Raw genomic sequence first — 23443 nt, 5'->3', positions numbered from 1 at the left:
CACCATGAGCGTTGTCACCAACACGACCACCATCGGCGCGATCGACGCACCGAGCCGCCGCAACACCGAGCTCGCGCTGCTCGTCTTCGCCGTCGCCATCCCGGTGTTCGCGTACGCCAACGTGGGCCTGGCCATGACCGGCAAACTGCCTTCCGGCATGCTCGGTTACGGGCTGGGCCTCGGGCTGCTCGCAGGCGTCGGACACCTCGTGGTGCGCAAGTTCGCCCCGTACGCGGATCCGCTGCTGCTGCCGCTGGCCACCTTGCTCAACGGGCTCGGTTTGGTGCTGATCTGGCGCCTGGACCAGTCGCCGCGGCTGATCCAGCGGGCCAAGAGCCAGTTCGGCGCGTTCCATCCGGACGCGCCCAAGCAGCTGCTGTACACCGCGATCGGCGTGGCGCTGTTCATCGCCGTGCTGATGCTCCTCAAGGACCACCGGATCCTGCAGCGCTACACCTACATCTCGATGGCGGCGGCGCTGTTCCTGCTGATCCTGCCGATGTTCTTTCCGGCGGTGAACGGCGCGAAGATCTGGATCTCGATCCCCGGTATGGGCACGATCCAGCCCGGTGAGTTCGCGAAGATCATCATCGCGGTGTTCTTCTCGGGCTATCTGATGGTCAAGCGGGACGCTCTTGCGCTGGCCAGCCGCCGGTTCATGGGCATGTATCTGCCGCGCGGGCGTGACCTCGGTCCGATCCTGGTGATCTGGGGCATCTCGATCCTGATCCTGGTCTTCGAGACCGACCTCGGTACCTCGCTGCTCTTCTTCGGCCTGTTCGTCGTCATGCTGTACGTGGCGACCGAGCGCACCAGCTGGATCGTGTTCGGTCTGCTGATGTCGGCGGTCGGCGCGGTCGCGGTGGCGTCCTTCGAGCCGCACGTGAAGCTGCGTGTGGACGCCTGGATGGACCCCTTCGCCTGTTACAAGACCACCGGTGCCTGCGAGCAGATCGGCCAGGCGATCATGTCGTTCGGCTCGGGCGGCACCATGGGCACGGGCCTGGGCCAGGGCAACTCCGACCTGATCGGCTTCGCCGCCAACGCCGACTTCATCCTCTCCACGGTCGGCGAGGAGCTGGGCCTGGCCGGGATGATGGCGATCCTGCTGATCTACGGCTTGATCGTGGAGCGGGGCGTGCGCACCGCGCTCGCCGCCCGCGACCCGTTCGGCAAGCTGCTGGCGATCGGTCTCTCGGGAGCGTTCGCGCTCCAGGTCTTCGTGGTCGCCGGCGGTGTCATGGGTCTCATCCCGCTGACCGGTATGACCATGCCGTTCGTGGCGCAGGGCGGTTCCTCCGTGATCGCCAACTGGGCGCTGATCGGCATCCTCATCCGGATCAGCGACACCGCCCGGCGCCCCGCGCCCGCGCCCGCCCCCTCCCCCGACGCCGAGATGACCCAGGTGGTCCGACCGTGAACAAGCCCCTGCGACGGATCGCGATCTTCTGCGGGCTGCTGATCATGGCCCTGATGCTGCGCGACAACTGGCTCCAGTACGTGCGCGCCGACGAGCTGAACGCGCACAAGTACAACCGCCGGGTCCAGATCGAGCGGTTCGCCCACGAGCGCGGAAACATCATCACGGCCGACGGCCAGCCGATGACCTCCTCCAAGGAGACCCAGGGCAGCGACTTCAAGTTCAAGCGCGCCTGGAACAACGGCACCCTCTGGTCGCCGGTCACCGGCTACAACTCGCAGGCCTTCGACTCCTCGCAGCTGGAGAACATCGAGGACAAGATCCTCTCGGGCAACGACGACCGGCTCTTCTTCGACCGGACGCTGTCGATGTTCACCGGCGAGAAGAAGCAGGGCGGCAACGTCGTCACCACCCTCAACAGCGCCGCCCAGAAGGCCGCCTTCGACGGTCTGGGCGACAAGAAGGGCGCGGTCGCGGCCCTGGACCCGCGCACCGGCGCGATCCTGGCCCTGGCCTCGACGCCGTCGTACGACCCGTCGGTGTTCGCGGGGAACTCCAAGGCCGACTCGGACGCCCGCCAGAAGCTGCTCGACGACAAAGACAAGCCCATGCTGAACCGGGCGCTGCGCGAGACCTACCCGCCCGGCTCCACGTTCAAGGTGGTCACCGCCTCGGCGGCGCTGGAGAACGGCCTGTACTCCAGCATCGACGAGCCGACCCGCTCGCCGCTGCCGTACAAGCTGCCGCAGTCGACGAGCGAGCTGAAGAACGAGGGCAACATCCCCTGTGAGAACGCCACCCTGAAGGCCGCTCTCCAGTACTCGTGCAACACGGTCTTCGGCAAGATCAGCGATGACCTGGGCAACAAGAAGATGATCGACGAGGCCGACAAGTTCGGCTTCAACGACCAGATCTTCACCCCGGTGCGGGCCGACGCCAGCATCTACCCCAAGGACAACCGCCCGCAGAACGCGATGGCGGGCATCGGCCAGGCCTCCAACCGCGCCACCCCGCTGCAGATGGCCATGGTCGCCGCCGCCGTCGCCAACGACGGCAAGCTGATGAAGCCGTACATGGTCGACCAGCTCCAGGCGCCGAACCTGGACGTCCTCTCCAAGACCCAGCCGGAGAAGCTGAGCCAGCCGCTGACGGCGGCCAACGCCCAGAAGGTCCAGGCGTTGATGGAGAACGTCGTCACCGACGGCACGGGCAAGAAGGGCGCCATCGACGGGGTCACCGTCGGCGGCAAGACCGGTACCGCCCAGCACGGCCTCAACAACAGCGAGAAGCCGTACGCCTGGTTCATCTCGTACGCCAAGACCGACCAGGGCTCCCCGGTCGCGGTCGCCGTGGTGGTCGAGGACGGCGACGCCAACCGCGACGACATCTCCGGTGGCGGCCTGGCGGCCCCGATCGCCAAGGCCGTGATGAAGGCGGTGCTCAAGAAGTGACGTGAGGGATGTTTCACGTGAAACGGTCCTCGTTTCACGTGAAACGTCGCTCGCGCCCTGTACCGGTCCGGTATCAGCTGACGGTCGGGGACTGATCCGCCACCGCTGCCCGGTAGCGTATGCGCGAACAGCACACCGCCGGACCACACACACGGGTGCGGTCGGGACTGACGGAGAGGGCTGGAACGTTATGGAAGAGCCGCGTCGCCTCGGCGGCCGGTACGAGCTGGGCCAGGTGCTCGGCCGTGGTGGCATGGCGGAGGTCTACCTCGCGCACGACACCCGGCTCGGCCGCACTGTCGCCGTGAAGACGCTGCGGGCCGACCTCGCCCGCGACCCGTCCTTCCAGGCCCGGTTCCGCCGTGAGGCCCAGTCCGCCGCCTCGCTCAACCACCCGGCGATCGTCGCTGTCTACGACACCGGCGAGGACTACGTCGACAACATCTCCATCCCGTACATCGTGATGGAGTACGTCGACGGGTCCACCCTGCGTGAGCTGCTGCACTCCGGGCGCAAGCTGCTGCCCGAGCGCACGCTGGAGATGACCGTCGGCATCCTCCAGGCGCTGGAGTACTCCCACCGCGCCGGCATCGTCCACCGCGACATCAAGCCGGCGAACGTCATGCTGACGCGCACCGGCCAGGTCAAGGTCATGGACTTCGGCATCGCGCGGGCCATGGGCGACTCCGGCATGACGATGACGCAGACCGCCGCCGTCATCGGCACCGCCCAGTACCTCTCCCCGGAGCAGGCCAAGGGCGAGCAGGTCGACGCCCGCTCCGACCTGTACTCGACGGGCTGCCTCCTGTACGAGCTGCTGACCGTGCGGCCGCCGTTCGTCGGCGACTCGCCGGTCGCGGTCGCCTACCAGCACGTACGGGAAGAGCCGCAGCCGCCGAGCAACTTCGACCCCGAGATCACGCCCGAGATGGACGCCATCGTCCTGAAGGCGCTGGTCAAGGACCCGGACTACCGCTATCAGTCGGCGGATGAGATGCGCGCCGACATCGAGGCGTGCCTGGACGGCCAGCCGGTCGCGGCGACCGCCGCCATGGGCTCGGTCGGCTACGGCGGCTACGACGCGTACACCTCGGGCCCCCAGGACCAGCCGACCACCGCGCTGCGGCCGACGGACGCTGCGGGCCAGACGTCCATGCTGCCGCCGGTCAACCCGGACGACGGCGGCTACGGCTACGACGACCGCCCGGACCGGCGCCGCCAGAAGAAGTCGCACACCTCGACGATCCTGCTGGTGCTCGCGGGCGTCCTGGTGCTGGTCGGCGCGATCCTGATCGGCAAGTCGGTCTTCGGCGGCGGGGGCGGCGACAGCGGCCAGGTGCCGGTGCCGCAGCTGGTCGGCGAGACCAAGAAGTCCGCGGAGACGCTGACGGCGAACGTCGGTCTGAAGCTGACCGTCTCCAAGACGGAGCCCTGCGCGGACCAGCCCAAGGACAACATCTGCAGCCAGACCCCGACCAGCGGCAAGCTGAAGAAGGGCGAAGCCGTCACGGTCGTCGTCTCGGCCGGCGCGCCCAAGGTCGAGGTGCCGGACGTCACGGAGAAGAAGCAGGACAACGCCAAGGAGATCCTCACGGGCAAGGGCTTCGACGTGAAGACCACCACGGTCGAGGCCGACCAGGACGAGGGCACCGTCGTCTCCCAGGACCCGCAGGGCGGCCAGCAGGTCGAGAAGGGCTCCACCGTGACCCTCTCGATCGCCAAGAAGAAGACGACGAAGCTCCCCGATGTCGTCGGCACCGACTACAACGCGGCGGTGGCGCAGCTCAACGGCCTCGGCTTCACGAGCGTGTCCCGCCAGGACGTCGACGGGTCCCAGCCCGCGGGCCAGGTCGTCGACGAGAGCCCCAAGGGCAACACCAACCAGACGAAGGACGTCCAGATCGTCCTGAAGGTCTCCAAGGGCCCGCAGACGCCCGTGCAGACCCCCGTGCCGAACGTGTTCGGCAAGACGGTCAAGCAGGCCACCGAGATGCTCAACGCGGCCGGGTTCAGCAACATCCAGTTCGCACCGGGCAGTTCGAACGACGAGAAGGCCAGGGTCACCTCGCAGACCCCGACGGCCAGCACCCCGTCCGACCCGGCCACCACCGCGATCGTCCTGACGACGCTCGGCGGTCAGAACCAGAACGGCGGCGGCGGCTTCCCGTTCGGCGGCCCCTCCGGCGGCTGACGGGCCACGCGCCCTCCGGCAACGAGAAGCCCCGGTCCCCTTCGAGGGGGCCGGGGCTTTCCCGTACGTACGACCGGAGCAGGGGCTTTCCCCTGCGGACCGACCGGGCCGGGGAGGCGCTAGCGCAGCTCCGCCGGCTTGGTGCGCTTGTCGTCGACCTTCTGGGTGCGGACCAGCTCGCCCCAGACGATGTAGCGGTAGTCGGAGGTGTAGACGGGCGTGCAGGTCGTCAGCGTGATGTAGTGGCCCGGCTTCTTCACGCCCGACTCCTTGGGGACCGGCTGGAGCACGTCGACGTTGTACTTCGACGTCTCCTTCAGCTCGGCGAACGTCTTGTAGACGTACCAGGTGTCCTTCGTCTCGAAGACGATCGGGTCACCGGTCCTTATCTTGTCGATGTTGTGGAACTTCGCCCCGTGGCCGTCCCGGTGCGCGGCCAGCGTGAAGTTGCCGTTGCCGCCCGCCTGCGGCAGGACCGCCTTCAGCGGGTCGGTGTAGTAGCCCGCGACGCCACCGTTGAGGACGTCGGTGCCGGTGCCCTTTTTGACCAGCACCTCGCCGTTGTGCATCGCGGGGACGTGCAGGAAGCCGATGCCGCCCTTGGTGTCGAGGGCGCCGGGGCCGCTGTTGGCCCAGTCGCGGCGCACGTCCTTGCTCTGCCTGGCGGCCTCACGGTCCGCTATCACGTTGGTCCACCACAGCGAGTAGACGACGAAGAGGCCGAGCACCAGCCCGGCCGTGATCAGCAGCTCGCCGATGACGCTGACGACCCCGGCGACCGCGCCGCGGCGGCGCGCCTGCGGCGGGGCGGGAGCTTCGGTCTGCTGCTCGTCGTGCTCGGTCCTCACTGCCACCGCACCTGTCTGTCGTCTAGTCAGCCGGCGAGCGCGTCGGGCAAGCCCTTGCTGCGCGGTCGTTCGTCGACCATCTTGCCCCACACGATCATTCGGTACGTACTCGTGAATTCGGGGGTGCAGGTCGTCAGGGTGATGTACCGCCCCGGCCCCGTGAACCCGGAGCCGACCGGGATCGGCTTGAGCACCGAGACGTTCTTGGGGCTCGTGGACGGGAGCGAGCTGGTGATGGCGTACGTGTAGTACGCCTGCTGCGTCTCGACGACCACGAGGTCGCCCCGCTTGAGGTGGTTGATGTAGCGGAACGGCTCGCCGTGGGTGTTGCGGTGCCCGGCGAGCGCGAAGTTGCCCGTCCGGTCGCCCGGCATCGCGGTCTTGAGGCTGCCCTGGCCGTAGTGGCCGACCATGCCCTTGTCGAGGACCTTGGTCTTGCTGGTGCCCTCGGCGATCGGCACGACCACGTCCAGCGTGGGGATGTGCATGATGGCGAAGCCCTTGCCGGGCTGGAACGCGCCGGGCGCCTTGCCGCTCGCCCAGTCGTGCGCGATCTTCTTCGCCTCGCTGCCCGCCTGCTGATGGGCGCGGATGTTCGTCCACCACAGCTGGTACGTGACGAACAGGAGCATCACCACGCCGAGCGTGATGAACAGTTCGCCGATGACCCGGCTGGCGACGACGGCCGCGCTGTCCTTGCGCGCCTTGGCGGCGCGGCGGGCCTCGGCGCGGGTGAGCGGCCGGTCCGGGGCCGCGGGCTTGGCAGCTGCCGCGTGGGGCCGGTGTCCCCGGCCCTTGGCGGCCCGGCGTCTCTCGGCCCGCCCCCCGGTGGGCGGCGCCGGCGGCTCGGCTATTCGCTTCAGCGCCATGGTCGAGTCGTCGAGCGGAACGGGGACGGAGGCCTCGTCGAGCACCGGCTCCGGTTCGGGTGCGGCTTCGGGCACGCGCGCGTAGGCGTCCGCCTGCGGGGCCGCATCCGGCACGCGCGCGTAGACGTCGGGTTCCGCCACCTGCGGCGCATAGCTGTACGTGTACGGCTCCGGCTCGGCCTCGGGCAGGTTGTCGGCCCGGAACCACGGCGACCCGTGCCGACCCGCCGGATGGTCCGTCAGCGGGTCGTACTCGTGCTCGGGCCGGACCGCCGTCACGCCGCGGCCTTGCCCACCACCGGTGCCAGGCCTGCCGACCGCTCGACGGCTCCCGTGTCCCCGCACCGCACCAGCCAGTTGGCGAGCATCCGGTGGCCGTGCTCGGTCAGAACGGACTCGGGGTGGAACTGGACGCCCTCCACCGGCAGTTCACGGTGGCGCAGCCCCATCACGATCCCGTCGGCCGTCCACGCGGTGACCTCAAGCTCCGCGGGCAGCGTGGCGGGCTCGGCGGCCAGCGAGTGGTACCGGGTCGCGGTGAACGGCGAGGGAAGACCCTGGAAGACGCCGGAGCCCTCGTGCAGGACCGGGGACGTCTTGCCGTGCAGCAGCTCGGGAGCGCGGCCGACCACGCCCCCGTACGCGACCATCATCGACTGCATGCCGAGGCAGACGCCGAAGACCGGCACACCGGTGTCGGCGCAGTGGCGCACCATGTCGACGCAGACGCCGGCCTGCTCGGGCGCGCCGGGGCCGGGGGAGAGCAGTACGCCGTCGAAGCCGTCCTGGGCGTGCTCCAGGGACACCTCGTCGTTGCGTACCACCTCGCACTCGGCGCCCAGCTGGTACAGGTACTGGACCAGGTTGAAGACAAAGCTGTCGTAGTTGTCCACGACGAGAACGCGTGCGCTCACCGGGCTGCTCCCAACCCCTGGTCGACGGTGACATCGTTGAACGGCAGCAGCGGCTCCGCCCACGGGAAGATGTACTGGAAGAGCACATAGACAAGCGCCAGTACGAGTACGAGCGAAGTGAACGCCCGTACCCACGCGTTGCCCGGCAGATGCCGCCAGATCCAGCCGTACATGCGGTCCGCTGTCCCTTCCGACGATCGTTACCGCACCAGACTAAGGGGCACGGCTGTGGGCGCGGGGTCAGCTGGTCAAAGCTTGGGGCTTGCCCTGGGCGACGGGCCGGGTGGAGTCGAGGTGCCCCCAGGCGATCAGCCGGTGGCTGCTTCCCCACTCGGGGTCGCAGGTGGTGAGGGTCAGATAGCTGCCGGGCGAGCGGAACGGCGACTCGGCGGGCACCGGGTCGATGACGCCGACATCGCTCGGCAGGGTCCGGAACGGCTTGTTGTCGATGCGGTACGTGAACCAGGTCGTCCCGTCGGTGAGCACCACCGCGTCGCCGGGCCGCAGCTCGGGAAAGTCCTTGAACGGGTCGCCGTAGGTGCGCCGGTGCCCGGCGACCGAGAAGTTGCCCGGCTGCCCCAGCCGCGCGGTGCTCGCGTAGTGCCCGAGCCCCTTCTGGAGGTCCTTCACCCCGGTGCCCTCCAGGACGGGCTTGTGCCAGTCCGTACCGAGCCGGGGGATGTACATGACGGCGAAGGACTTTCCGCCGGTGTACGGGGCGGGGGCGGGCGGCGAGGTGTGCTGGGGCGCGCTGGTGGCGGGGGTGCGCGCCCACTGGTGGTGCAGGGCGGATATCTGGCCGGCGGCGGCGCTGTCCGCCTTCACCCCGGTCCAGTACAGGACGTACACGACGAAGAGGACGATCAGGGCGCCGACCGTGATGCACAGCTCGCTGAGCGTCCTGACGGCCAGCCGCACCGAGACAACGGACACCGGCCCGCCCCCTCCCCGCGCTATCCCACCGGCTTCGCGTAGTGGAGATCCACTGTGCCCGAGTAGCCGGGCAGAGTCATCGCCTTGTGCTCGTCGACTTTCCAGCCGAGCCCGTACGCCTTCACGTACAGCTGGTAGTTCTGGATCGCCGGGGAGGCGGTGAGCGCCTGGCGCAGCTTCCCGGTGTCGCCGACGGCGGTCACCTTGTACGGGGGCGAGTAGACGCGGCCCTGGAGGATCAGCGTGTTGCCGACGCAGCGCACGGCGCTGGTCGAGATGAGGCGCTGGTCCATGACCTGGATGCCCTTGGCTCCGCCCTGCCACAGGGCGTTCACCACGGCCTGGAGGTCCTGCTGGTGGATGACCAGGTCGTTGGGCTGCGGGGCGGGGTAGCCGGGGGCGGCCGTGGCGTTGGGCGGGGCGTCGTTGAGGGTGACGGTGAGCGCCTTGCCGACGATCTTCTCGGTGCCCGCCGCGTCCTTGAGGGCGGCCAGCTGCTGGTCCTGCGCCCTGGTGGAGCCGTTGTCGCGCCGGGCGAGGGCGTCGACGTCGTCGCGGACGGTGGCGGTGGACTGGTCGAGCTCGGCGTTCTTGTGGCTGCGCTGCTGGATCAGGTCGGAGAGCTTCAGGAGCGAGGCGTCGGTGCGGATGTTGGTGCCCTTGGCCGTGTTGAAGCTGGTCACGAAGATCAGTCCGGCCAGCGCGAAGACGGCGGCGGAGAGCAGCCGGACGGGGCGTGCGCGCAAGCGGCGGCCAGGCCCAGTGGGCTCATCAGGGAGCCCTTGTGGGGAGTCGGCGGAATTGCTCAACGTACCCTTACTCCTTCGGCGCCACGGAAGCACTACGCTAACGGACGCCTGGGGGCAGCAGTGATCCCCCGTTGCCCCTCCGCCGCCGCCCAGCCATCAGTTCCTGCGCGGTCACGCAGCGCATCGACAGGAGTGTTCCTCGTGCCGAAGTCACGTATCCGCAAGAAGGCCGACTTCACGCCGCCGCCGGCGGCGAAGCAGGCCACCGCCATCAAGCTGGGCAGCCGGGGCTGGGTGGCCCCGGTGATGCTGGCGTTCTTCCTGATCGGGCTCGCCTGGATCGTCCTCTTCTATGTGACCGAGGGCGATCTGCCGCTGAAGTCCTTCGGGAACTGGAACATCGTGGTCGGCTTCGGCTTCATCGCCGGCGGCTTCGGTGTCTCCACGCAGTGGAAGTAGCTCTTCCGCAGCCTCCTCGTCAAGCCTTGCCCACGGGTTATCCACAACGCTATCCACACTGGGGAAAAGGTCAGACGATCTGTGGATAACCTCTGCCGTGTTGACGCCGGTGTGACTGCCACTGTTCCACACCGGCCCACGGCCTGTCCCTTGTCCCTGCTGGGAAAACCCAGGTCAGCGACAAGGGGCACAGTTGTTCCCCACCGGATGCACAAGATCCGGCACACACTGTGGACAACCTTGGGGGAAAGCCCGACTCCGTGTGCCCGCCCTGGTGGTCCCCCAGGGCGGGGGCGGGCGGCGCGGCTCAGGTGAGCTCGGCGGTCCTGGCTATGACCGTGACCACCGCGGCCAGCAGCACCAGTCCACAGGTCCCCCACTGGACGAGCGCGCGGCGCTCGCGGGGCGCGTGGACCATGGCGTACGCGATCACCGTGCCGCCGACGAGGCCGCCGATGTGCGCCTGCCAGGCGATGCCGCCCCAGGGGTTGAAGGTGATCACCAGGTTGATCACCAGCAGCGCGACCAGCGGGCGCATGTCGTACTTCAGCTTGCGCATCAGCACAGCGGTGGCGCCGAACAGCCCGAAGATCGCGCCGGAGGCGCCGAGCGAGGGCTGGTTCGCGGCGGCCAGCCAGTACGTCAGCGCGCTGCCGGCGAGCCCGGAGACGAAGTACAGCGCCAGATAGCGCACCCGCCCCAGCGCCGCCTCCAGCGGGCCGCCGATCCACCACAGGCTGAGCATGTTGAAGGCGATGTGGGTGATGCCGCCGTGCAGGAACATCGCGGTGACCAGGCGGTACCACTGTCCCTCGGCGACGCCCTGCACCGAGCTGAACCCGGGCACCATGGCCTGTCCGAGCAGGCTGTACGCATCGGTGAACTTGTCCCCGATCGCCTGCTGGAGCAGATACACGGCGATGTTGAGCCCGATGAGGACCTTGGTGAGCAGATGCGGGTCGCCGGGCGCGAGCGCCGCGCCGGCCATGGTGCGCGGCTGGTTCGCCGTCGGCGCGTGGCCCGTACCGGAGCCGGCGCGCACGCACTCCGGGCACTGGAAGCCGACCGAGGCGCTGACCATGCACTCCGGGCAGATCGGGCGCTCGCAGCGGGTGCAGGTGATCCCCGTCTGCACGCCCGGGTGCCGGTAGCAGCTCGGCAGGCTGGCCTGGTCCATCGGGCTCCTTGTGCTCGGGTGCGGGTACGGCGTACTCGGGTGCGGGCTGTACGGCATCGCGCCGCCCCGCTCGTCACGTCATACGGACGGGCGGGGCGGTTGGTTCCCCTCGAACGGGTCGTTTCGGGCGTCAGCCCTCGCGGGACTCGACGACGACCGACTCGATGACCACGTCGTTGACCGGACGCTCGGTGCGCGGGTTGGTCGCGGTGCCCGCGATGGCGTCCACGACCTTCCTGCTGGCGTCGTTGGTGACCTCGCCGAAGATCGTGTGCTTACGGGTCAGCCACGCGGTGGGGGACACCGTGATGAAGAACTGCGAGCCGTTGGTGGCCGGTCCGGCGTTCGCCATGGCCAGCAGGTACGGCTTGTCGAAGGCCAGCTCCGGGTGGAACTCGTCGGCGAACTCGTAGCCCGGGCCGCCGGTGCCGTTGCCCAGCGGGTCGCCGCCCTGGATCATGAAGCCGCTGATCACCCGGTGGAAGACCGTGCCGTCGTAGAGGCGGTCCGTGGACTTCTTGCCGGTCGCCGGGTGCGTCCACTCGCGCTCGCCCTTGGCGAGCTCCACAAAGTTGCGGACCGTCTTGGGGGCGTGGTTCGGCAGAAGCCGGATCTCGATGTCCCCTTGGTTGGTCTTCAGGGTGGCGTAAAGCTGCTCGGCCACGGTCTGCCTTCCTTCGGTCTGCGCTGACGTCCCACGATCCTCGCACGGAGCGGCCCGCGGCAAGGAAAAGCACGCGAGTGCCCGTCGATCCCCGCAGAACGGGCGCGCCCCGGGGCGAACCGTGGCATTGTCGAGCGCGAGCTCCCCTCGCACCGCCGTTGCGCCTTGTCGCCCGCGCGTCACCCGAAGCCGCCCCGTTTGACCCGGATGCCATTGCGCGCATGCCGGGTACTCGTCCGACAGGCATGATTTCGAGATGGGTGGAAAGGCGACACAGTGCTCATTCCGGGGCCATCCCCCTGGAGCGCCCCGCACCGCCCTGACCCCGCCACCAAGGAGGAGGATCACGTGACCCGCATGGAGAGCGTGCGCGCCGCGACCGGCTCGGCGAAGGACAGCATCGTGCACGCCGCGGAAGTGGTGGCGCCCTACACCGACTCGGCCAGGAACCAGGCCGCGCACTACGCCCACGAGGCGCGCGTACGCATCGCGCCCAAGGTGTCCAAGGCCGCCCAGCAGGCGCGCGGCCAGGCCCACCTCCAGTACGACGCCTATCTGGCGCCGCATGTGCCGCCGAAGGTCGACGAGGTCGCCCGGCAGGCCGCCGCCCGCTCCCGCCGGGCCGCCCGCCAGGCCGCCGACTACACGGCGCCCCGCGTCAGCCAGGCGGTCGCCGCCGCCCAGCCGGTGCGCGAGGAGGCGATCGCCCGCTCCACGGCCGCCCTGGCGGCGCTGCGCGGCCAGGTCTCGCCGCGCCAGATCCAGAAGCTGGCGAAGAAGCAGCAGCGCCGGGCCCGGGCCGGACGCCTGGTCAAGGGCCTCGCGGTGCTCGGCGTCCTGGCGGGCGGCGCCGTCGCCGCCTGGAAGTGGTGGGACAAGCAGGCCAACCCGGACTGGCTGGTCGAGCCCCCCGCCCCCACCGAGGTCGCCGACCGCCCCCCGCTCTCCTCGGTGGACGGCGCCGACCGCGCGGTCCTGGACCCCGAGGTCGAGGCCAAGCAGGCCGAGGAGGAGGCCGAGTACGGCTCCGAGGACCGCGACGGCAGGCACTGACCTCGGCCCCTCATGGCCGTACATACGACGAAGGCGGGTGGCGTAGACCAGGGTCTACGCCACCCGCCTTCGTCGTGCCGTGGAGCCACCCTGACCAGCACGTACGCGCCCGCCGGCATCCACTCACCCGCGCATTCGCCTGCCTGTCGCCGGACAGTGGCGCCAGGCAGGCGGCACATCCCACAACTGAGCGCAGATATAAGGCAGTTGACTACACGCGTAGACCAACATCCAACAGTTCCATCGCAGATCTACAACCGAGGGTGTGGCGACCGGAAACTACACCCAGAAGACCTCAGGATTCACCGAATTACATCAACCGCGGAGCCGGTGCGCATCACGCACAGATGAAGGCGTCGCACAGGGCTGCTGCCGCAGCCCCAACCGGACCGGTACCAATCCGATTCACCTTGACAGGTGACAGGTTAACTATCGTATCGTTCAAGCGATCATCCAGGGGGGGAAGATCGCCATCGCAGCCGGTTCCTCCCACCCTGCGATGTCGGCACGTCGCGCCATACGCGTACAGCCAGGGGGAAGAAATGGACATCGGAATACTCGGGCCACTTACCGTCAGCTCAGCGGGCCGCGAAGCGGCCCCGACCGCGCCAAAGCCTCGCCAACTGCTGGCCCTGCTCGCCGTCCGCTCCGGTCACGTCGTACCGGTGGAGCAACTCGTCGACGAATTGTGGGAGCACAATCCGCCGGCCAGTGCGATGACGGTCGTGCAGACCTACATCGTCCTGCTGAGGCGTTCACTCGCCGTAAGCCTGCAGATCAGTGCCGAGGAAGTCGCCCGAGACGTGCTGCCTTTCGCGGGCTGGGGCTACCACTTGGCGCCGTGGGGCGAAGGAGAGCTGGACGCCGACGCCTTCACCCGGCACGCGGAACAAGGGCGCAAGGCGCTCGCGGACGGTGACAACCAACGAGCGTCGATGTCCCTGCAGCGAGCCCTGCAGATGTGGCGTGGCCCCGCGCTGGCGGACGTCCGGGTCGGTCCGCAGCTCCTTGCCCACCGCACCTCCCTGGAGGAGGCCCGCATGTTCGCCGTCGAGCAGCGCATCGAGGCCGATTTGCGCCTCGGCCACCATCATCAGCTGATCGGCGAACTTTCCGGGCTGGCCATCCAGAATCCGCTGCATGAGAACACTCACTCTCTTCTCATGATTTCCCTGTACCGCGCAGGGCGGCCAGGACAGGCGCTGGAGACGTTCCGTAAACTTCACAAGAACCTGCGGACAGAACTGGGCATGGACCCGTCACCGCGCGTCAGGAACATCCATCAGCGCATTCTTTCCGGTGACGTCTCCCTGGCGGGCGGACACTGAATTCCCCACGGGGAAAACGGAGGGAACGACCTCCATTTAGGACTCCGGAGCGGATGCTGTTCGACTAACGGGGAACGATGTCCGCCCATCACCGTCAGCAGACTGAGGGAAATTAAAATCCGGACAAAATAATGGTATGGGGTTGCACAATTCCCAGCACCTCTCAATGAGGCACATATCACGAGGTCGGCAGCTGCATGCAGCTGCCGACCTCGCCGTTTTCAGTGCCGTCAGTCCTTGATTTCACAGACGAGGGCGCCGGAGCCCAGGGATGCGCCGATCTCGGCAGTGAGGCCCTTGATGGTCCCGGAGCGATGCGCGTTGAGTGGCTGTTCCATCTTCATCGCCTCCAGGACGACGACGAGCTCGCCCTCGGTGACCTGCTGACCCTCCTCGACGGCAACCTTCACGATGGTGCCCTGCATCGGCGAGGTGAGCGAGTCGCCCGAGACCGCGGCCCCAGCCTTCTTCGCCGCCCGCCGTTGGGGCTTCGCACTGCCGCTGCCGACCGCGCCGGTACGGGCGAACGTCATGCCCAGCGAAGCGGGCAGCGAGACCTCCAATCGTCTGGTGCCGACCTCGACGACCACGGATTCCCGGACGGGCTCGTCCTCGGTGTCGACCGCCCCACCCGTGAACGCGGGGATGTCGTTGACGAACTCCGTCTCGATCCACCGCGTGTGCACCGCAAACGGATCGGCGGTGAAGGACGGGTCGACGACCACCGCACGGTGGAAGGGAATCGCCGTGGCCATCCCCTCCACCTGAAACTCGCCCAACGCCCGCACAGCCCGCTGCAACGCCTGCTCACGACTCGCCCCGGTGACGATGAGCTTGGCGAGCAGGGAGTCCCAGGCCGGGCCGATCACGCTGCCGGACTCGACGCCCGCGTCCAGGCGCACGCCGGGGCCCGACGGCCCGTCGAACCGCGTGACCGTGCCCGGCGCGGGCAGGAAGCCCCGCCCCGGATCCTCACCGTTGATGCGGAACTCGAAGGAGTGCCCGCGCACCGGCGGGTCGGTGTAGCCGAGGGCTTCGCCGTCGGCGATGCGGAACATCTCGCGGACCAGGTCGATGCCGGTGACTTCTTCGGTGACCGGGTGTTCGACCTGGAGGCGGGTGTTGACCTCAAGGAAGGAGATCGTGCCGTCCACGCCGACGAGGAACTCGACGGTGCCCGCGCCGACGTAGCCGGCTTCCTTCAGGATCGCCTTCGACGCGCTGTAGAGCTGCGCGTTCTGCTCCGGGGAGAGGAACGGTGCGGGGGCCTCTTCCACCAGCTTCTGGTGGCGGCGCTGGAGCGAGCAGTCGCGGGTGGAGACGACCACGACGTTGCCGTGGGTGTCTGCGAGGCACTGGGTCTCGACGTGGCGGGGCTTGTCGAGGTAGCGCTCCACGAAGCACTCGCCCCGCCCGAACGCCGCAACGGCCTCGCGGACGGCCGACTCGTAGAGTTCGGGGACTTCTTCGAGGGTGCGGGCGACCTTGAGGCCGCGTCCGCCGCCGCCGAAGGCCGCCTTGATCGCGATCGGCAGGCCGTGCTCCTCGGCGAAGGCGACGACCTCATGGGCACCTGCAACCGGGTCGGGAGTACCCGCCACCAGCGGCGCACCCGCCCGCTGCGCGATATGCCGGGCCGCGACCTTGTCACCCAGATCGCGGATCGCCTGCGGGGGCGGGCCGATCCAGGTCAGGCCGGCGTCGAGGACGGCCTGCGCGAAGTCGGCGTTCTCCGACAGGAACCCGTAACCCGGGTGGACCGCGTCCGCCTGCGACTCCGCGGCCGCCGCCAGCACCTTGGCCATGTCCAGATAGGTCGACGCCGGGGTGTCCCCACGCAGCGCATAAGCCTCGTCGGCCGCGCGCACATGCAGCGCGTCCCGATCCGGATCCGCGTACACCGCCACACTCGCGATGCCGGCATCCCGGCACGCGCGGGCGACCCGGACAGCGATTTCGCCACGGTTGGCGATCAGCACCTTACGCACGACGGCTCCCCCTCTCCATGCCCCGGGAACGGACTCTCCATGAGCCCGCCGACCAGTGGCCGACCTGTTGTGTCTCTCCCCAGCCGGCCGTCGTGGTGCCGGGCCGGTTGGGCACGGCCGCCCTGTTCAAGGCCATGCCGCGCAACACGAGGACCAGCAGGGCCAGTTCCTCGTCGTTCGGATTCCCGTGGAGCACCCGGATGTCGACCGGGCCGCCCGGCGTCACAGCGGAGGGTTGCCGTGCTTGCGCGACGGCAGATCGGCGTGCTTGCTGCGCAGCATCGCGAGGGAGCGGATCAGGACCGACCTGGTGTCGCGCGGGTCGATGACGTCATCCACCAGCCCCCGCTCCGCCGCGTAGTAAGGGTGCATCAGCTCTGTCTGGTACTCCTTGATCTTCTGTTGCCGCACCGCGTCGGGGTCGTCAGAGGATGCGATCTCACGCCGGAAGATCACGTTCGCCGCGCCCTCCGCGCCCATCACCGCGATCTCGTTGGACGGCCAGGCCAAGGAGATGTCGGCTCCGATGGAACGGGAATCCATGACGATGTACGCGCCGCCGTATGCCTTGCGCAGGATCACCTGGATACGCGGCACGGTGGCGTTGCAGTACGCGTACAGCAGCTTCGCGCCGTGCCGGATGACGCCGCCGTGCTCCTGGTTCACGCCGGGCAGGAACCCAGGGACGTCGACCAGCGAGACCAGCGGGATGTTGAACGCGTCGCACAACTGGATGAAGCGGGCGCCCTTCTCCGACGCCGTGATGTCCAGCACCCCTGCGAGCGACGAGGGCTGGTTGGCGACGATGCCGACCACCTGGCCGTCCAGTCGGGCAAGCGCACAGAGGATGTTGGTGGCCCAGGCGGAGTGCACCTCGAAGAACTCGCCGTCGTCGACGACCTCCTCGATCACCGCGCGCATGTCATAGGCCCGGTTGGGGTCCTGCGGCACCAGGTCGAGCAGTGCGTCGCCGCGCCGGTCGGCCGGGTCTGAGCACTCCTCGGCGGGCGGGAGTTCACGGTTGTTGGCGGGCAGGAGCGACAGGAGGAAGCGCACGTCCTCCAAGCAGGATTCCTCGTCGTCATAGGCGGCGTGCGCCACGCCGGAGGTGCCCGCGTGCACGTCCGCGCCGCCGAGGCCGTTCTGGCTGATCTCCTCACCCGTGACGGCGCGGACCACGTCGGGACCGGTGATGAACATCTGCGAGGTCTCGCGGACCATGAAGACGAAGTCGGTGAGCGCCGGGGAGTAGGCCGCGCCGCCCGCACAGGGGCCGAGCATCACGGAGATCTGCGGGATCACACCGGAGGCGCGCGTGTTGCGCTGGAAGATGCCGCCGTAACCGGCGAGGGCGCTGACGCCCTCCTGGATACGGGCGCCGGCGCCGTCGTTCAGGGAGACCAGCGGGGCACCGGCCGCGATGGCCATGTCCATGATCTTGTGGATCTTCGTCGCGTGAGCCTCGCCGAGCGCGCCGCCGAAGATCCGGAAGTCGTGCGCGTACACGAAGACGGTACGGCCGTGCACCGTGCCCCACCCGGTCACCACCCCGTCCGTGTGGGGGCGGCGCAGTTCAAGGCCGAAGCCGGTCGCCCGGTGTCTGCGGAGCGCCTCGACCTCGGTGAACGAGCCCTCGTCCAGCAGGAGTTCGATCCGCTCGTACGCGGTGAGCTTGCCCTTGGCGTGCTGGCGTTCGGTGGCCGCCGGATCCGGACCCTCGCGGACCGACTGCTTGATCTCCTGCAGTTCGGCAAGCCGGTGGTGAGAGGCGGTGTGCTCGGCAGTTCGCATCGTGTTCACTACTCTCTGCGTGAATCCCGGATGGATCGTTGGTCTCCCGCGACATCGGCGGTCACGGTCACGGCGTCGGGGCCCCAAACGGCGCAGGACAGCACATAGCCGGGCGGGCCCGGCAGCACGGTGGCCGACAGTTCCGGATCGCCGGGCAGCGGTGCCAGCTGCCGGGAGGTGCTGGGGAGCGTGCCCGGTGGCGGGCTTCCCACCGGCCTGCGCAGCCCGCCACGGGTGAGCCCAAGGCCGACCGCCTTCCCCGCGGACTCCTTGCGGGTCCACAGGTCCAGCAGGCCGACCGGGCGCAGCGAGGGCGGCAGAGCCAGGACCCAGGACGCCTCGTCAGGGGTGAACCACCGCTCGGCGAGGGTCACCGCGTCGAGCGGGCGTACTTCTTCCACGTCCACTCCGATGCCCGACAGCCGCGAGCGCGGCCCGGCGAGCGCGACCGCCACGACACCCCGGGTGTGGCTCACGCCGGCGCGCCACCCTGTGGCGGCCCCGCCCAGTTCCGGTCGGCCGGACGCCGCCCGGCCGATCACCACATCGACCGGCCGGACAGCGGCAGCGGCAGCGGCCGCGCTCCGCAGGAGCGCTCTGGCCTGGGAGCGTGGGTCCGTCTCCGCATACGCCCAGTGGACGGTGACGGCGGCGTTCATGGGACTGGTTCAGTCCTGCGCGGCGGGGGATGCCTCGCCCTGGGCGAACGCCTTGGCGTGCTCCAGGGTGATCCGGCTGTTGCCGGTGAGCGCGTTGCGGGCGAAGTCGAGGGCGTCGGCCACGGTCGCGGTTTCGCCGAGAATGCCCGCCACGGCCTCGGGGTTGATCACCACGGTGTGCTGCGACGTGATCGCGACGCCACCGTCCACGGCCACCACGCGCCACTCACCGGTGTGGGCCGACAGCAGCGGGGGCAGCACCGTCTGCTTGTAGACGATGCGCTCATCGGCGAAGCAGACCCGTACGGACTTGGTCGTGTGCCGGTCGCCGGCCGCGGTGACGGTGTCCATCTCCATGACCTGGACCCCCGGCTCGTCCTCCTGCAGGTCCATCCGGGAGACGTGCGGGAGCCGGTCCGGCCACCGCGACGCCTCGTAGAGGAAGGCGTACGCGTCGCTCACCCGGGCGCCGTCCACCACGATGGTGTCCTCGAAGGTCAGCCGGCGCGCCGAGTCCGCATCGGCCTGCTCGGCGAGCGCCTTCAGATTCGCCAGCTCGGCACGGCTGTTGCGGTCCGTGACCTCGGCGATCCAGGCCAGGCCCGCCGGGTCGTCGTCGACCGCCCGGTAGCTGTGGTCGAGAGCGATCTTGGTACCGCCGTCGGGGAGGGCCGTGAGGGTCCAGCTTCCGGACATCGACGCGACCGGCGGCTGGGAGACTTCCTGCCGGAAGGTGATGCGCAGCGCCTCGGGGTCCAGTTCCCGGCGCGAGGTCCACGTCTTGGTCTGGTCTCCGGCGAGCGCCCAGATCCGGATGCGCTCGGTCCGGCTGTCCCCGTCCAACTTCTCGACGTGGATGGTCGGATGGAAGTTCACCGGCCACAGCACGGCATCGGCGAGGAGTTCGTACACGGTCTCCGGCGCGGCAGCGGCGGTGATGGTGTGCCGTACGTCGTTCATTGCGCTTGGCTCCTTGTCTTCGCGTGGGGATGGGCGTCGGTTCGCATCAGTAGTTGCCGAGTCCGCCGCATACATTGAGCGCCTGGGCGGTGATGGACGCGGCGAGATCCGAGAGCAGGTAGCCGACCAGTCCGGCCACCTCCTGCGGGGTGGAGTAGCGGCCCAGCGGGATCTTGGTCTCGAAGCGCTCCAGGACCGCCTGCTCCTCGGTGTCCCAGATGCGCGCGTAGTTGGAGCGCACCTGCTGCGCCATGGGCGTCTCGACATAGCCGGGGCAGACCGCGTTCACGGTGATGCCGGACTTCGCGAGTTCAAGGCCCAGCGCCTTGGTGAATCCGATGACACCGTGCTTGGACGCCGAGTAGGGCGCGCCCAGGACGACGCCCTGCTTGCCGCCGGTCGAGGCGATGTTGACGATGCGGCCGCGCTCCTTGGCCCGCATGCCACCGGTGTTGAGGACCTCGCGCGTCATCAGGAAGACGCTGTTGAGGTTGGTGTCGATGACGTCGTACCAGGTGTCGTCGTCGATGTCGGCGGTGACGCCGCCGCCGCTGCGGCCGGCGTTGTTGACGAGAGCGTCGACGGTGCCGTAACGCGCCACCGCGGCCTCGACGAAGGTGCGCACGTCGTCCCGCGAGCGGACGTCGCAGGTCCGGCCGTCCACCTCAAGTCCCCGCTCACGCAGGTCCTTTACGGTGGCGGCCAGGCCTTCCGCGTTACGGGCGCAGATGAAGACCTTGGCACCGGCGGCGGCCAGACTCTCCGTGACCGCGAGGCCGATTCCGCTGGTTCCACCGGTGACGATGACCGTGGCGGCCGTGTCGTTGGTCATTGCTGTGTTCTCTTCTCGCGTCGATGAGGGGTCTTGGTTGGGGCCGGGGGGCGGGCCTGCCGGGTGAGGGGTGCCGACAGGCCCGCGGTTCGGATGGCTCAGACGGCCGCCAGGACCGCCTCGTTGACGGCGGCCAGCAGCAGGCGCGGCGTCTCGGCCTCGCTCACGGCGTCGTCGGAGAGCTTGACGCCGACCTCTCGCTCAAGACGGCTGGAGGCTTCCAGCAGGGCCAGGGAGTCGTAGCCGAGCTCGGCGAAGGGAATGTCCAGGATGTCCCCATCGAGGTCGACGCCCTCGTCCTCACCGGCGCACTCCCGCAGGATGCGGGTCAGGTCGGCGATGGTCATCTCACGTGCTGCCATGGTGGTGTCCTCGTTTTCGATACGCAGATACGTCGTACGGTCAGGCCGTGCGGATACGTCGCACGGATGCTCCGGCCGCGCCGGGAGCGGCGGCCGTCGCGAACAGGTCAGTTGGCGGTGGGGGCGCGCAGCACCATGGCCGCGTTGAATCCGCCGTGGCCGCGGGCGACCACCAGCGCGTGGCGCACGGTCATCTCGCGGGCGGTGTCCCGGATCAGGTCGATCGGGCAGTCGGCCGCCTGGTCCCTCACCCGCAGGGTCGGCGGGACGATCCCGTCCCTCATGGCGAGCAGGGCCGTCGCCGTGTCCAGGGACGCCGCACCCGAGTAGAGGCGGCCGGTCATCGTCTTCGGGGCGGTGACGGGCACCCCGTTCGGGCCGAACACCGCGCTCAGGGCCTCGGCCTCCACCCGGTCCAGGTCGCGCACTCCGGCGGCGTCCGCGAAGACCACGTCGATGTCCGAGGGGGACACCTCCGCGTCGGCCAGGGCGATCTCGATGGCGCGGCGCAGTCCCGGTTCCCGGCCGGAGCCGGGCTTGGGGTCGAAGGTCGCGCCATAGCCGGCGATCGAGCCGTAGCTCCGGGCACCCCGCTCCCGCGCGCCGGACTCGCTCTCCAGCACCAGGATCGCGCCGCCCTCGCCGGGCACCCACCCGTCCGCGGAGTCGTCGAACGGTGCGTAGGCACGCTCGGGATCGGCGGTAGGGCTCAGCAGTCCGGTGGTCAGCTGGGAGACCAGGCCCCACGGCGACAGGGAGGCGTCGACTCCGCCGGAGATCACCAGCCCGGTGCCCTTGCGGACGTGCCGTCGGGCGTGGCCGAGCGCGTCCAGGCCACCGGCTTGGTCGGTGACCAGGACGCCGCTGGGGCCGCGCATGCCGTGCCGGATGGAGATCTGGCCGGTGTTGACGGCATAGAACCAGGCGAACGACTGATAGGCGCTGACGTACTCGGGTCCCTTGCTCCACAGCTTCTGCAGCTCGTTCTGGGCGAACTCGAAGCCACCGGAAGCGCTGGCGGTCACCACGCCCATGTCGAACTCCGGCAGCGCGCCGGGGTCCACGGCCGCGTCGGCGAGCGCCCAGTCCGAGGCGACCAGTGCCATCTGCGTCATCCGGTCGGTCTGCGGCAGCAGGCGGTTCGCCAGGTGCTCCTCGCCGTAGAAGTCCTGCACTTCGCCCGCGAGCCGGGTGGGATAGCCGCTGGGGTCGTAGCGGCTGATCCGGTCGATGCCGCTGAGGCCCTTCTGCGTCGCGGTCCAGAACTCCTCGGTGCCCAGACCGTTCGGCGCGACCACGCCGATCCCGGTCACCACTACGGTCTCGGTCATGCCGTCTTCCTCTCCGGGGCTCGGGTCAGCACCATGGCGCTCTGGAATCCGCCGAAGCCGCTGCCGACGGTGAGTGCGGTGTCCACTCGCTGTTCCCGGGCCACTCGGGGTACGTAGTCGAGGTCGCACTCGGGGTCGGGGGTGTGCAGGTTGGCGGTGGGCGGCACCACGCCGTGCTCGATGGCCAGCGCGCACGCCGCGATCTCGATGGAGCCGATCGCCCCGAGGGAGTGGCCGATCATCGACTTGATGGAGCTGACCGGCACGTTGTACGCGTGCTGGCCGAGGCTCCGCTTGAACGCGGCCGTCTCGTGGCGGTCGTTCTGCTTGGTGCCGGAGCCGTGCGCGTTGATGTACTTCACGTCCTCGGCGTTCATCCGGGCCTCGGCGAGCGCGGTCTCGATGGCGACCGCCATCTCGCGTCCGTCCGGACGCAGTCCGGTCATGTGGAAGGCGTTGCAGCGGGACGCGAAGCCCGCGATCTCCGCATAGATGTGCGCGCCGCGCCGTCGGGCGTGCTCGTACTCCTCCAGGACGAACACCGCCGCGCCCTCGCCGAGCACGAAGCCGTTGCGGCTCTTGTCGAACGGCCGGGAGGCGTGCTCCGCGTCGTCGTTGCGGGGCGAGGTCGCCTTGATGGCGTCGAAGCAGGCGACCGCGATCGGTGAGATCGGGGCGTCGGTGGCACCGGCGACCATGACGTCGACCCTGCCCTCGGCGATCAGCTCACGGGCATAGCCGACCGAGTCGATACCGGAGGTGCAACCGGCCGAGACGACGGCCGCGGGGCCCTCGGCGCCCACGGCCCAGGCGACCTCGGAGGCGATGCTGCTCGGCACGAAGTGCCCGTACAGGTGCGGAACTCCGTACTCGGCGTCCACGAGCCACTTGCGCCCGCTGTCGCTCAGAACGACGTACTCCTCCTCGAGCCCCATGGTCGCGCCGACCGCGCTGCCGATGGTGACCCCGATCCGGGCCGGATCCGGACCCGCGAAGTCGAGTCCGCTGTCGCGCACCGCCTCACCGGCCCCGACGACGGCGAACTGCGTCGCCCGGTCCATACGGCGGATCTCACGCGGCGTCAGCCCCTGGAGCAGCGGGTCGAAGTCGCACTCGGCCGCCACCTGCGAGCGGAACGGTGAAGGATCGAAGAACGAGATACGACCGGTCGCGGTGCGACCCGACGTGATGAGGTCCCAGAACGCCTTGGTACCGGTACCGCCGGGTGCCACCACTCCGATGCCGGTGATGACCACCCGGCGCGGGGCTGTGGGCTCTCGACCCGGCTCTGCTGCGCGGTGGGAGTCCGCAGCAGGGTCCGTCGCTGACATGTCGGCTGCCTTTCGTAGAGAGTCCCCGCGCCTTACGGCTGTCCGCCGACTGCCGGCGCGCACGGGGACGCATGACTTGGAGCGGCCGTCGGCGGAAGGGCCGGACCGGCTGGGTACACGCTCTCGACGCGGC

At 69.3% G+C, this 23443-nt stretch carries 23 protein-coding genes; 6 read left to right on the top strand and 17 right to left on the bottom strand.

Annotation, left to right across the window (positions count from 1 at the left end):
* Nucleotides 1–4 precede the first annotated feature (4 nt).
* From BG418_RS27700 to pknB, 3 genes are all read left to right on the top strand, one after another.
* A complete protein-coding gene (locus tag BG418_RS27700) occupies nucleotides 5–1420 on the top strand; it encodes an FtsW/RodA/SpoVE family cell cycle protein (protein WP_188276729.1) in 1416 nt (471 codons plus the stop codon).
* Nucleotides 1417–2871 carry a penicillin-binding protein 2 gene (locus tag BG418_RS27695; RefSeq protein ID WP_188276728.1) on the top strand — a complete coding sequence of 485 codons (1455 nt, stop codon included), beginning with the start codon at nucleotides 1417–1419 and terminating at the stop codon, nucleotides 2869–2871. The genes BG418_RS27700 and BG418_RS27695 overlap by 4 nt, the downstream gene beginning before the upstream one ends.
* 190 nt (nucleotides 2872–3061) lie before the next feature.
* Nucleotides 3062–5062: a Stk1 family PASTA domain-containing Ser/Thr kinase gene (gene pknB, locus BG418_RS27690; protein ID WP_188276727.1), complete on the top strand. Its 2001-nt coding sequence runs from the start codon at nucleotides 3062–3064 to the stop codon at nucleotides 5060–5062.
* A 119-nt stretch (nucleotides 5063–5181) separates the two neighbouring features.
* On the opposite strand, the gene BG418_RS27685 is transcribed toward pknB, so the two are convergent.
* The 6 genes from BG418_RS27685 to BG418_RS27660 all read right to left on the bottom strand — a co-directional run bounded on the left by BG418_RS27685 (nucleotide 5182) and on the right by BG418_RS27660 (nucleotide 9435).
* Entirely contained in the window at nucleotides 5182–5916 is a 735-nt protein-coding gene (locus BG418_RS27685; protein WP_188276726.1) for a class E sortase, read from the bottom strand.
* A gap of 20 nt (nucleotides 5917–5936) precedes the next feature.
* Nucleotides 5937–7058 (bottom strand): class E sortase, encoded by a 1122-nt coding sequence (locus tag BG418_RS27680; RefSeq protein ID WP_317453775.1) that lies wholly within the window; start codon nucleotides 7056–7058, stop codon nucleotides 5937–5939.
* Nucleotides 7055–7693 (bottom strand): aminodeoxychorismate/anthranilate synthase component II, encoded by a 639-nt coding sequence (locus BG418_RS27675; protein WP_188276725.1) that lies wholly within the window; start codon nucleotides 7691–7693, stop codon nucleotides 7055–7057. Before BG418_RS27675 ends, BG418_RS27680 begins: the two co-directional genes overlap by 4 nt.
* On the bottom strand, nucleotides 7690–7866 hold the full coding sequence (locus BG418_RS27670; RefSeq protein WP_188276724.1) for a hypothetical protein: 177 nt from the start codon (nucleotides 7864–7866) through the stop codon (nucleotides 7690–7692). The genes BG418_RS27675 and BG418_RS27670 overlap by 4 nt, the downstream gene beginning before the upstream one ends.
* A 67-nt stretch (nucleotides 7867–7933) precedes the next feature.
* The gene (locus BG418_RS27665) at nucleotides 7934–8611 is read right to left on the bottom strand and encodes a class E sortase (RefSeq protein WP_188277234.1); all 678 of its coding nucleotides are present in this window, start codon (nucleotides 8609–8611) and stop codon (nucleotides 7934–7936) included.
* A 35-nt stretch (nucleotides 8612–8646) separates the two neighbouring features.
* On the bottom strand, nucleotides 8647–9435 hold the full coding sequence (locus BG418_RS27660) for a DUF881 domain-containing protein (RefSeq protein WP_188276723.1): 789 nt from the start codon (nucleotides 9433–9435) through the stop codon (nucleotides 8647–8649).
* 141 nt (nucleotides 9436–9576) lie between these two features.
* Between BG418_RS27660 and crgA the strand changes: the two genes are divergently transcribed.
* Complete coding sequence (gene crgA / locus BG418_RS27655; protein WP_101389137.1) at nucleotides 9577–9834, top strand: cell division protein CrgA; 258 nt, start codon at nucleotides 9577–9579, stop codon at nucleotides 9832–9834.
* Between the two features lie 307 nt (nucleotides 9835–10141).
* On the opposite strand, the gene BG418_RS27650 is transcribed toward crgA, so the two are convergent.
* The gene (locus tag BG418_RS27650) at nucleotides 10142–11011 is read right to left on the bottom strand and encodes a rhomboid family intramembrane serine protease (RefSeq protein ID WP_188276722.1); all 870 of its coding nucleotides are present in this window, start codon (nucleotides 11009–11011) and stop codon (nucleotides 10142–10144) included.
* Nucleotides 11012–11141: 130 nt separating this feature from the next.
* Nucleotides 11142–11675: a peptidylprolyl isomerase gene (locus BG418_RS27645; protein WP_188276721.1), complete on the bottom strand. Its 534-nt coding sequence runs from the start codon at nucleotides 11673–11675 to the stop codon at nucleotides 11142–11144.
* A 348-nt stretch (nucleotides 11676–12023) separates the two neighbouring features.
* On the opposite strand from BG418_RS27645, the gene BG418_RS27640 reads away from it, so the two are divergent.
* Together BG418_RS27640 and BG418_RS27635 are read left to right on the top strand one after the other, a co-directional pair.
* The gene (locus tag BG418_RS27640; protein ID WP_188276720.1) at nucleotides 12024–12728 is read left to right on the top strand and encodes a DUF5324 family protein; all 705 of its coding nucleotides are present in this window, start codon (nucleotides 12024–12026) and stop codon (nucleotides 12726–12728) included.
* A gap of 542 nt (nucleotides 12729–13270) precedes the next feature.
* Nucleotides 13271–14056 (top strand): AfsR/SARP family transcriptional regulator, encoded by a 786-nt coding sequence (locus BG418_RS27635; protein WP_188276719.1) that lies wholly within the window; start codon nucleotides 13271–13273, stop codon nucleotides 14054–14056.
* A 230-nt stretch (nucleotides 14057–14286) separates the two neighbouring features.
* On the opposite strand, the gene BG418_RS27630 is transcribed toward BG418_RS27635, so the two are convergent.
* The 9 genes from BG418_RS27630 to BG418_RS27590 all read right to left on the bottom strand — a co-directional run bounded on the left by BG418_RS27630 (nucleotide 14287) and on the right by BG418_RS27590 (nucleotide 23310).
* The gene (locus BG418_RS27630; protein WP_188276718.1) at nucleotides 14287–16044 is read right to left on the bottom strand and encodes a biotin carboxylase N-terminal domain-containing protein; all 1758 of its coding nucleotides are present in this window, start codon (nucleotides 16042–16044) and stop codon (nucleotides 14287–14289) included.
* Nucleotides 16037–16240, bottom strand: a complete 204-nt coding sequence (locus BG418_RS41240) for an acyl-CoA carboxylase epsilon subunit (protein ID WP_399000901.1) — start codon at nucleotides 16238–16240, stop codon at nucleotides 16037–16039. Before BG418_RS41240 ends, BG418_RS27630 begins: the two co-directional genes overlap by 8 nt.
* 26 nt (nucleotides 16241–16266) lie before the next feature.
* Nucleotides 16267–17835 carry an acyl-CoA carboxylase subunit beta gene (locus BG418_RS27620; protein WP_188276716.1) on the bottom strand — a complete coding sequence of 523 codons (1569 nt, stop codon included), beginning with the start codon at nucleotides 17833–17835 and terminating at the stop codon, nucleotides 16267–16269.
* A gap of 8 nt (nucleotides 17836–17843) precedes the next feature.
* Entirely contained in the window at nucleotides 17844–18494 is a 651-nt protein-coding gene (locus BG418_RS27615; protein WP_188276715.1) for a 4'-phosphopantetheinyl transferase superfamily protein, read from the bottom strand.
* A 9-nt stretch (nucleotides 18495–18503) separates the two neighbouring features.
* On the bottom strand, nucleotides 18504–19454 hold the full coding sequence (locus tag BG418_RS27610) for an aromatase/cyclase (protein ID WP_188276714.1): 951 nt from the start codon (nucleotides 19452–19454) through the stop codon (nucleotides 18504–18506).
* 46 nt (nucleotides 19455–19500) lie between these two features.
* On the bottom strand, nucleotides 19501–20286 hold the full coding sequence (gene fabG / locus BG418_RS27605; protein ID WP_188276713.1) for a 3-oxoacyl-ACP reductase FabG: 786 nt from the start codon (nucleotides 20284–20286) through the stop codon (nucleotides 19501–19503).
* A 98-nt stretch (nucleotides 20287–20384) separates the two neighbouring features.
* Entirely contained in the window at nucleotides 20385–20648 is a 264-nt protein-coding gene (locus tag BG418_RS27600; RefSeq protein WP_188276712.1) for an acyl carrier protein, read from the bottom strand.
* Between the two features lie 107 nt (nucleotides 20649–20755).
* Complete coding sequence (locus BG418_RS27595) at nucleotides 20756–21979, bottom strand: ketosynthase chain-length factor (RefSeq protein ID WP_188276711.1); 1224 nt, start codon at nucleotides 21977–21979, stop codon at nucleotides 20756–20758.
* Nucleotides 21976–23310, bottom strand: a complete 1335-nt coding sequence (locus tag BG418_RS27590) for a beta-ketoacyl synthase (protein WP_188276710.1) — start codon at nucleotides 23308–23310, stop codon at nucleotides 21976–21978. The genes BG418_RS27595 and BG418_RS27590 overlap by 4 nt, the downstream gene beginning before the upstream one ends.
* Nucleotides 23311–23443 lie beyond the last annotated feature (133 nt).

The sequence above is a fragment of the Streptomyces sp. CBMA152 genome (assembly GCF_014596475.1).
In the GTDB taxonomy this organism is placed as follows: domain Bacteria; phylum Actinomycetota; class Actinomycetes; order Streptomycetales; family Streptomycetaceae; genus Streptomyces.
The sequence above is the reverse complement of the archived record's forward strand: the minus strand, read 5'-3'. Positions and strand labels throughout refer to the sequence as shown.